Below are 10207 nucleotides of genomic sequence, written 5' to 3'. Positions count from 1 at the left end.
GAAACGGCCGTCCCCGCTGCCCCTCGGACGATGGCATCAGCGGCTCGATCCGAGCCCACTGAGCGTCGGTCAGCACTGCAGAACGTGACATGAGTCAACAATCACGGCTCGACCCCGCGTTCTTTAGGAGACACGCCCTAGGTAGCGCAACGTTGCTTCGAGAGTCAATCTGAGCGACGCGCGCAGTACTTCATTCTGGGATTGGTCACTGCTCTGAGCCCCCGGGCGGCGAGCTGCGGCCAGGGCCGTGGCTTGGCCGGGCGATGTACGCAGATCGCCCCGCAGGAAGGCGCTTGAGGGAGCGCATTCGATGTGTCCCCGCACACCTGAATTGTGACAAGCCGGCCTCGAACCTGCGCTGAAGTACTGCGCTTGGTCGGCAATGCCAGAAGGCGTGTCAGAACTCAGCTCCCAGGTGGCAGAGGTCCGGCGGAGCCGCCCAGGGCTCATCGGCACAGGCTGACCGTCCGTGTCGAAGCCGCCGATGAAAAGACTCATGCGCGGATCGGGTTCGCCGACGAACCGTGGTCACAAGGTCCATCGTTGGGGAGCAGGCACATCCATTCCGGCCGGGCTGATGAGCGCGGGCGACGCCCACCAGGTCGCCAGGTTGAGCGGGAGTGCTTGCACGGGATCCGGGAGCCATGGCGCCATCTTGTCGTCGCGGCGGGCATGCGTCGAGGCAGACTCGCTCCGATCCTCTCGCCGAATGTGCCCCAGACCTGGCGTGGCGGCATACCGTGAGGTGATGGAAGACGATGCGGCGCAGATGGCGTGGCGGCGTGACCCGGGGTTAAGGTTGACGAACCAGTGAACAACGCCCAGGCGAACCCCCCGAGCCGCGAGGAGCTTGATCGCGCCCTGTTGGCCCTCGAGGACCAGCCCGACTACGGCCTGACCAACGAGGACGAGATCGCCGAGCTGGAGCGGGCCGCCGTTGCCGCTCAGGACCAGGAGCTCATCTGGCGCGCCCGGCTGCTCACGGCGGAGATGACGGGACGCCGCGGGGAGCTGGCGGAGGCGATGAGGGAGATACAGGAAGTCAACGAGCTCGCCGCCGCCTACGGTCACACGCGGCTGCTGGCCCGAAGCCACCTCAACCTCGCGTGGACCTACCGTAATGTCGGCGACCTGGCCTCGTGCCTGGAGCACGCGGTCAAGGCCGTCGAGCTGCTCGCCGACGACGATCCGCCGGCCATGCGCGCCATGCACCTCATCCGGTTGGCCGACGCACTGGACGAGTGCGGCTCCTGGGACGAGGCACTCCTGCACTACGAGCAGGCCGAGGAAGTCGCCCGCGGAGCCGGCCAGGTCGCCCGGCAGCTCACGTGCCTGAACAACCGGGCCTACGCGGAGTACGTCAACGGTGACCTGGAGGCCGCCGAGACCACCGTCAACCGGCTCCTGCAGGTCTGCCGCATCCACGGCGCATCACTAGGAGCAAGCCCCCTGGACACCATCGCCCGGATCCAGGTCGCGTTGGGCCGCTACAACGAGGCGATCTCGACCATCGACCGGGCAGTGGAGGTCTATCGCGCCGACGGGGTGCAGGATGCGCTGACCCCGGCGGAGTTCCTGCTGACGAGGGTCTTGATCCAGCGGAAGCTGGGCGACCTGGACGGCGCCCAGCGCAGCCTGGACGAGTCCAGGTCCCTGGGCGCGGCAGCCGGGATGACCTCGGTGCTGGCCCAGGTGGAGCAGGAGCAGGCTGAGCTGCACGCCGCCCGGGGCGACTTCGAAGAGGCCTTCCGCTGCTTCAGGGCCTTCCACGCAGCTGATAAGGATCTCATCTCCGAGCAGAGGGCAGCGCAGTCCAAGCTACGCCAGGCCCTCCTTGAGACCAACCAAGTGCGAGCCGAGGCCGCGCGTCTCCAGCGTCTCGACGCCTTCCGCACCCAGATGATCGCGACGATCTCCCACGAGCTGAAGAACCCCCTCACCGCTGTGACCGGCCACCTGGAGCTGATGTCATCGCTGCCGGACCTCCCCGCCGCGGGACTGCGCTCGATGTCGGCGATGCAGAGAGGCGCCGACCGTCTCTGGGCGCTGACCGACAGCCTGCTCGAGCTGACCCGCCTCGAGCAGAGCGAGGACCCGCCCCGACGAGAGCTCATCGACGTCGGCGCCGTTTTGACCGGGGCCCTCGACCAACTGGAGGTCGTGGCCGGCGGCGAGGGAGTGCACATTGACCGTCGGGCGTCTCCCGACCCCTTGCTCGTGCTGGGTGACGCCGACGAACTTCACCGCGCCCTGGTAAACTTGGTGAGCAACGCCGTCAAGTACAGCGACCGCGGCGACGTGGACGTCAGGCTCGAGCGGGTCGGACCCGAGGTCGTGTTCAGTTGCTCCGACACGGGCCTCGGCATCTCCCAGGACGATCAGCAACGCCTGTTCACCCAGTTCTTCCGCTCGACCAACGAAGAAGCCCTCGGGCGCCCCGGAACGGGTCTGGGACTCGCGATAGTCCAGCACATCGTCGTACGCCATCAAGGTCGCATTGAGGTGGACTCGGAGCTAGGGGTCGGCTCGACCTTCACCGTGCGCCTGCCCGTCGCCAGCCCTGCCAGCTGACACCTCGCCCCCGGACAATCCCAATCAAGTCCACGGTCGTGGTGGATGATGGGGCCACCGCGTGATCCGGTGGTTGCACTCTAAGAAGTAGTGCGTCGGGTGTCAGATCCTTCTTCTCGGTGGTGGTTTCGTCGGTGGTGATGAGGGCGATGCGACTCAGGGCGAGGACGTCGAGTCCGAGGTAGCGGCGGCCTTCGATCCAGTCCCACAAGCTGTCAGCGACGATCGGAGTCATCGACTCTCAAGAACGGCTGCTGGGCTCAGGTCGCTTCACCACCGACAAGGCCGGCTACGCAGCCATGCGCGCCTACGCGGCCGGCCCTCCGGCTCGGAGGGCCTCGCCGCGCACATCATCGTTCTCGGTGTCCATGTCCTATTATGTAGCCCATCGGCCCTTCGCACGGTTCGAGGGCACCAGGGCGTACACGACGTCGAGCTGTTTGCCGACGGATCGTCGTCTCCGTCAAACCGGTCCGCAAACATTTGGCGGGGATTGGCTACGTCAGCGTGCGATGACGGCTGGAGTGGGCGGTTAGTACGTATTCATCCTAGACGAATAGTCTCTGGATGTATGGGCCTGAGATGGATGAAGTGTCCTCATGCCCAAACCAGCTGCCAGGCCGCCGTTGTCCGCAGCTGCAGGGACATTCGGCGAACGAGTCCGAGCGGCCCGCATGGCACTTGGTGTGAGTCAGGAGACGCTGGCGGAACATAGCGAGTTGCATTGGTCCTACATCGGGCAAATTGAGAGGGGCCAGAACAACCTCACGTTGCACAACATTCTCCGCATCGCGGCCGTTCTGGGTGTAGATCCAGGCGACCTCGTCAGAGGACTTGAACCGCCGCGAGTCACTAGGCGCTGAACCACCAGGCCCTTCTTGCCCCAGTGTTGCCGCGCCGGTGCGAAGCGCGTTCTGAGCCAGCGGTGCGGATCCGCGCTCGCACGTCGCGGGGGACGGGCGGGGCGGGCGCACGAGTTGAGAACGGGCCCGCACAGAGTGCCGACCCGTTCGGAACCCCAACCGCCAAGAAGTGAGTTCGGTACGAACTTACAACGCAAGCGTTTGAGATGTTCGCATCTCTTGAGCGTGTCGGCTCTTGGTTGCGCCATAGTGTCGTATCGCCTCAAGACGGCTGGGAGCTGGCGCCGGAGCGCGTGCGGGGACAGGTGCAGTGATGGTGGCGGTTCGACCGCGCGGGCCCGCTAGCTGTGATGCCCAGGCACGTGGAGCGATCCCAGGGGTAGCTCTCGAGCACCTAGCTTGCTCCCGGCTTGACCACACGAGTAGCACAGGCGTCGTTGGTACACGTGTTCCAGGCACATGTCTACGAGGTTCTGGCTGTCATCGCGTTCCAAGTATTCGTCGCACCAGCCTGCGACTGTGGGGCCGTCGGGGTCGTCAAGGTCGAACGCCACCTGTAGAGAGGCTAGGTCGGCGGGGCCTGTGGCCTTTGGGTTCCGTCTCGTTGAGACGTAAAGGTCTCAACACGATGGCGGACAGTTGGGCCTGGGGTCGCATTGCTGCTGCCAGCAATGCTGAGGTGCCTAAAGTCAGACTGTTCTGATACATTTTGTTTCACTGAGGTATCGTGTGAGCATGGACAGGAGCGACCCCGCAATCCGCTCGAGTGAGCAGCAGGACGTGCAGCGATCCGCCCCGGAGTCGCGGCCGCTCGAGATCGTCGTCGGCTACGTGCGCGCCGACACCAGGAACCGCCCGCACGAGCTCCCCGAGACCACGCTGTCATCACTGGACTCTTGGCGCGAATGGTGGATGGACGAGTGGCCGCGGCCCAACCAGCAGGGCGAGGGTACGGCCCACCCAGGAATCTTGGTCGTTGCGCTGTCGTGCGACCTACTGGATCGGAACGCGCACATCGAGGCCCGCGCCGGTCGCTACCCAGCAAGTGGTGTCCACGCGCGAGCCGCTACTGATGAGCTCTCGGCGGCATATGGGACATATGCGGGTGCAAAGAAGTTCTGGGACGGGCCGTCCCTGTGGTCGACGAGCCGGGTCCACGCAGATGGCCTCACGTGCGCGTGTCGGGTGGGGGTAGGCCCACTTGATGCCAACGTCATTGGCACCGCCGCGGTCCGGGAGGCTTTCCTAGCGCTGGCGCAGGAGATCATCGCCAGACTGGATGGAACGTTGAAGGCGCCTCGTATGTCGCTGCCTGCCATCACGTCGCTCTCGTCAATGGAGCACTTGTTCCCTGTTGGTTCTGGGTTTGGCCTGGATGACGTTTCGGGGTTGTTGCAACGTGCGTCGTCGCGGCCTGGTGACACGGATTCCTCACGCTCTGCGCCAGTCGGGGAAGTCGTTGCGGAGCCCGAGAGGCCAACCCGCAAGGGTTCTACGGGGGAGTCCGAGGCGGACCCTCAAGTAGAAACACTTCGGGCGGTGCGCGTGGCGAAGCATGTACGCGAGCTCGCTGACATCGACGCACGTCGTGCCGTGGTCGCCGCGGCAAAGGCAGGTCTCAGTCAGCGGACGATTGCGCAAGAGCTGGGCCGTTCACAGCCAGATGTTGGCAGGACTTTGAAGAAGGCTGCCGAGCGACCGGGGACATTGGAGATTGGGCCGCGCGAGATTGCCATGCGGCGACATGTGGGCCAGATGTCCGACCGGGTCATGATGAACGCTTTGCTCCGCTTCGATTACACCGAAGGTGCCTCAGACCCTTCTCTGGCGGGCTCTGGTTACGTGCGCGGCTCGTGGGACGAGCTGCGCATGCTGCTGCCCGAGCACCTGATCACCGCGGAAGAGTGGCGGGAGCTGTTCGGTAAGATCCGGGGCGTCGACACTGCCGCCGAACTTTCGGGTACCGGTGCGACCGCCCAACACACTCAACGGGCCGGCAATCAGGGCACGCTGTCGTGACTCAGTCAGAGGACGAGCGTCAGTCGGGTGCCGACGATCGGGAACCCGGCGACGTGGCGCCCCCACTGATGCAGCCGGTCTGCAACTACCTCGAGAACATGATGTCCGGGGGCGGACCTCTGGACACGCTGGGCCCCAATGCCACGCACGTTCTGTTTGCTGCCGACTGGCGCCGCGAGTTCGTCTTGGACGAAGTTCGCGAGGAGTACCTGGCGCTCAAGGAGGATGTCACGACGACCGGTCGTCTTGCAGTCGTCATGTCAGGGCCTATGGGGGCGGGCAAGACGACCTTGCGTCAAGAGCTCTGTGACGGTCGTGGCGGTCCCCTCTCGGGCGCATACCGTGTGATCGACCCGGACATGGTCAAGGACCTGCTCCTTCGCCGCGCTGTCGCCGACGGCACCTTCGAGGCGTTCTTGGCGTGGCGACTTCCGGACCGTCGACCATTGATGCCGCGCGAGTTGGCTGGTCTTGTCCATGCTGAGTCCAACCAGGTTGCCGACGACATCCGGTCGATATGTATGCGGCGGGGGGAAGACATCGTGATCGAAGGAACGTTGCGGTGGGACCGGCAGCCGGGGGTGCTTCTGGACGAGCTCGACGACCGGGGCTACCGGGAGCTCACGATCCTTGGTGCCGAGGTCAATCTTGAGGAGTCCTGTCGACGAGCACGAGAGCGCTGGTGGAACATCCGAGACACGGGTGTCGACCCGATGGGTGGCCGCTTCGTTCCACGTAGCGCGATCGCACAGTGTTACCGCGAAGAAGCGGACGTCGACAGGCGAAGCCTGTGTTGGGCCAACGCTCAGAACCTGTACGAACGCGCAAGCACCACCAGCAACCTCGAGGCCGTCTCAATCACGCAAAAGGACGGTGTCGAGCTCCATCAGGCGTCCTATCGCCGAAGCACCTGAACGCGCTACGGCACAACCGGCGATAGAAGAGTTTGAGAGTTCTCGGAGCTCGCACTCAGGATCCTCGAAGGTCCGTGTGCGGCTCAGAGGCGACCCGTCATCAACCCGTAAAACTTACGTGGCAGACCGTCGTCACCCGTAGTCCACCGTTAGTCGCCGCCTCGAGAACCGCGATGTGACCAGGGTGAGCCGAAGAGTTTCGGTCTTGAGGCTGCGCGAGTCACTCGTAATGACTAGGTCGTCGGTTCGATTCCGACAGGCGGCCCGGCGAAGAACCGCAGGTCGGGGGATGTTTTCCCTGGGCCTGCGGTTCCACAGGGCTTGGTTGCAGCACCTCCCCGTGCCCCGAAGTGCCCCAGCGGATGAGCCAATCACCAGGTTTGAACGTGCGGACCCAAGCTGGCGCACCCCGCCGTTCGCGAACTACAAGGCCTTGGTGTGTCGCCACTCGACGCGAGACGAGCGTCGGGACTGAGGGCCGAAACGCCCGGACCCCGGGCCACCCGGCGGAGTGCAAAGCAAAGTTGTTAAGAGTTAATGCCATGGCTTCTTTGACATCACTCACGCCCGACGGCACGGTGTGAGCGGTGTCACTCACTCGGCGATCCATGAGGGACACCTAGATTCCGAAAACTCGGTCCGATTCCTGCCCGCGGAGGCACCATGAACAAACGACTGGCTCTCGTCACCTCCCTCATCACCCTCTCCTCCCTGGCGCCGATCGGGATCCACAGCGCGTTCGCCGATCCGCCCTCCGGACTATCGACCTCCGGGTCGTCCGAGAAGACCTCTCAATACCAGGTGACGGGGCTGAGCACCCGCGCCGACCGCAGCGCCGTGGCCCGCACCGGCGCGGCCGTCGACTTCGTGGAGCACGGCACCCTGTACGTGACGGCCACCGCGTCGGAGGTTGACCGCATCGAACGTCTCGGCTTCCAGGCCACTCGGGTTCCCAAGCTGACCCGGACGCTGGAGGCAGACGCGGCTGTCACCGGATTTCCCACCGCGGACTCCAACTACCACGACTACGCAGAGACCAACGCGGAGCTTCGGCGCATCGCCGCGGCATACCCGCAGCTCGCCCAGGTCTCGGTGATCGGCCGCTCCTACGAAGGCCGCGACATCCTCGCCATCAAGATCTCCGACAACGTGACCACCGACGAGGCCGAGCCCGAGATCCTGCTCAACGGCAACATCCACGCTCGCGAGCACCTCACCACCGAGCAAGCCCTCTACGTCGCCAACATGCTCACCACCGGCTACTCGGCCGAGACCCGGGTGCGTGGGGCGGTCGACTCGCGCGAGTGGTGGATCATCCCGATGCTCAACCCCGACGGCAGCGAGTATGACCACGCCGCGGGCTCCTACCGCTCGTGGCGCAAGAACCGGCAGCCCAACGCCGGCACCACAGCGGTCGGGACCGACCTCAATCGCAACTTCGGCTACAGGTGGGGCTGCTGCAACGGCTCCAGCACGAGCCCGTCGAGCGACACCTACCGCGGCCCCTCGGCGTTCTCCGCGCCGGAATCCCAAGTGCTGCGCGACTTCACCCTCTCGCGCCGGGTGGGCGGCGTGCAGCAGATCAAGGCGCACATCGACATCCACTCCTACGGCAAACTGATCCTGTGGCCCTATGGCTACACCTATGCCGACACCGACACGGGGCTGAGCCCTGACCAGGCGTCAACATTCGCCACCATCGGCCGGGAGATGGCTGCCACCAACGGCTACACGCCGCAGCAGGCCAGTGAGCTCTACGTCACCGACGGCACCACCAGCGACTGGATGTGGGGCAACCAGGGCATCTGGTCCTACACCTTCGAGCTCTATCCCGACTCCTCCTCGCCCGGCTTCTATCCCCCGGACGAGGTGATCCCAGCCGAGACCGCGCGCAACAAGGACGCGATGCTGATGCTGGCGGAGTATGCCGATTGCCCCTACCGCGCCATCGGCAAGCAGCAGCAATACTGCGGCCAGACCTCCAACGACTTCAGCATCGGGGTCACGCCGGGAACCGGGTCGACCGCTCCGGGCGGATCCACGACGGCCACCGTCTCCACCACCACCGTGTCGGGACCCGCGCAGCAAGTCACCCTGAGCGCCACCGGCCTGCCCACCGGCGCGACGGCAACCTTCTCCCCGACCACCGTCACCTCGGGCGCCTCGTCCACGATGACCATCCAGACGGCGACTTCCACGCCTGCCGGGACCTATCAGGTGAGCATCAAGGGCACGGGGAGCGACGGGACGGTCAAGTCCGCGACTTTCTCCCTGACCGTCGGCACAGCTGGGTCATGCTCCACTCTCGAAACGACCCGTTCGGGGTCGCTCGCCACCGGGGCCAGCGTCTACCAGCCAGACGGCACCTACTTCACCACGACCGTCTCCGGGGCGCACAAGGGATGTCTCGACGGGCCCACAGGGACCGACTTCGACCTCTACCTCCAGAAGTGGAACGGCTCGTCCTGGTCCACCGTGGCGAGCGGCACATCGGCGGCTCCTGACGAGACCATCAATTACTCCGGCACCGCCGGCAGATACCGCTACCGAGTGCACGCCTACAGCGGTTCCGGTCCCTACACCCTGGGCTTCGACGCTCCCTGACACACACCACACCACCCGCGCGCTACCCGCCCGAGCCTGTTGCCCGTCCCCCGGCGACAGGCTCGGGTGTTTGGCGGGATCCGGTCCGCCCTAGGGGCACTGAGGTCCCGGATCTGACATGCGCGCTGCTCGAGCTGACGCGTTCGACGGGCGCCCTCACGGGGTAGCCCGGGCTGCGCGTCAGCGAACCGTGAAGAAGTCGACCCGCACGGTGAAGTCGCCTTCCTGGGCTGCGTCGGTCCCCGGCCCGTAGGTGCCCACGAACACCTCGTCGTTGAGCCAGCGCAGCGCCGATGCCGAGGCCTCGAACCGCGGTGAGGTGCGGCAGAAGAGGCTCGGCTCCTCGAGGTCCTCGCCGGGCTCGGGGTCGCGCGCGGGGAGCCCGTGCATCAGTCCAGCATTGACGATGTCGACGATGTCGCCCTGGTCGGTGCGGATCGCATATCTGGCGTGGACCTCGGTGACGCCATCCGGGCGCACCAGGCTCCAGTCGGCTCCGACGGGCAGAACCGTGCCGGAGAGTCGCGGCCCGAAGGCCCGACCGCCCACGATCGGGACGATCCTTCGGAAGCTCGCCCCTGTGTCACCCACGGTGTAGGGGATCAGTACCTGGACCTCGACGGCGAAGGCAGGCTCGAGCTCGGGCGAGTGACCCATCTCGTTCGTGCTCATGCCATGACCGGGGTCAGCGGTGAGATGCTGCCGACCGCCGTCTCGATGTCGCGACCGGCCGCAAGGCATGCCGCCTCGCCGAAGGTCGTCGCAATCAGCTGGACTCCCTCGGGCAGCCCTTCTGCGGAGACACCCATCGGCAGGGCCAGCGAGGGCAGTCCGAGCAGGTTGACTGTGACGAGCAGCCGGTGCGCCTGCCAGAGCTCCGTGGTCGCGGCGGGGCCGGTGAGGTCGAACTCTTTGGGGAACATCTGCTGGGTAGACACCGGTCCGAGCACCACGGGGTACGTCGCATGGAAGCGTCGCCATTGCGACGCGATCGCCAGCCGCTGCGCGACCGCTTCGTGGTAGCGGACCAGGTCCAGCTGCTCGGTGGCGGCGATGTTGTCGTGAGCCGGAAGGCATGTCGGAGATCTCCGCACACCGGCGCGGAGCGCCACGCTCACCGCTTTCCGACGCTGACCGCCCTGGACCTCACGTCGGCGACCGGCTGCGGTCCGAACAGGGCGGGTGAAGAGACCACGACGCTTGCGTTGCGATATACGCAACGCAGCGTTGCGTTGA

General features: G+C 65.7%; 7 protein-coding genes. 5 read left to right on the top strand and 2 right to left on the bottom strand.

What is annotated here, in order from left to right; translation table 11 throughout:
- Positions 1–810: 810 nt before the first annotated feature.
- From VNJ48_RS01650 to VNJ48_RS01630, 5 genes are all read left to right on the top strand, one after another.
- Positions 811–2571 carry an ATP-binding protein gene (locus VNJ48_RS01650; protein ID WP_325598459.1) on the top strand — a complete coding sequence of 587 codons (1761 nt, stop codon included), beginning with the start codon at positions 811–813 and terminating at the stop codon, positions 2569–2571.
- A 599-nt stretch (positions 2572–3170) separates the two neighbouring features.
- Positions 3171–3434: a helix-turn-helix transcriptional regulator gene (locus tag VNJ48_RS01645; protein ID WP_325598457.1), complete on the top strand. Its 264-nt coding sequence runs from the start codon at positions 3171–3173 to the stop codon at positions 3432–3434.
- A gap of 735 nt (positions 3435–4169) precedes the next feature.
- Complete coding sequence (locus VNJ48_RS01640) at positions 4170–5453, top strand: hypothetical protein (protein ID WP_325598455.1); 1284 nt, start codon at positions 4170–4172, stop codon at positions 5451–5453.
- 53 nt (positions 5454–5506) lie between these two features.
- Complete coding sequence (locus VNJ48_RS01635) at positions 5507–6367, top strand: zeta toxin family protein (protein ID WP_325598453.1); 861 nt, start codon at positions 5507–5509, stop codon at positions 6365–6367.
- A 663-nt stretch (positions 6368–7030) separates the two neighbouring features.
- Complete coding sequence (locus VNJ48_RS01630; RefSeq protein WP_325598451.1) at positions 7031–8971, top strand: M14 family metallopeptidase; 1941 nt, start codon at positions 7031–7033, stop codon at positions 8969–8971.
- Positions 8972–9151: 180 nt separating this feature from the next.
- Here the strand turns inward: VNJ48_RS01630 and VNJ48_RS01625 are convergent, their stop codons facing one another.
- Positions 9152–9643 carry a DUF3237 family protein gene (locus VNJ48_RS01625; RefSeq protein WP_325598449.1) on the bottom strand — a complete coding sequence of 164 codons (492 nt, stop codon included), beginning with the start codon at positions 9641–9643 and terminating at the stop codon, positions 9152–9154.
- On the bottom strand, positions 9640–10083 hold the full coding sequence (locus tag VNJ48_RS01620; protein ID WP_325598447.1) for an amidase family protein: 444 nt from the start codon (positions 10081–10083) through the stop codon (positions 9640–9642). Before VNJ48_RS01620 ends, VNJ48_RS01625 begins: the two co-directional genes overlap by 4 nt.
- Between the last annotated feature and the right edge of the window lie 124 nt (positions 10084–10207).

Source organism: Nocardioides sp., from assembly GCF_035576065.1.
Taxonomy (GTDB): domain Bacteria; phylum Actinomycetota; class Actinomycetes; order Propionibacteriales; family Nocardioidaceae; genus Nocardioides.
Note: the sequence above shows the minus strand (reverse complement) of the source record. Positions and strands in the feature narration are given on the sequence as shown.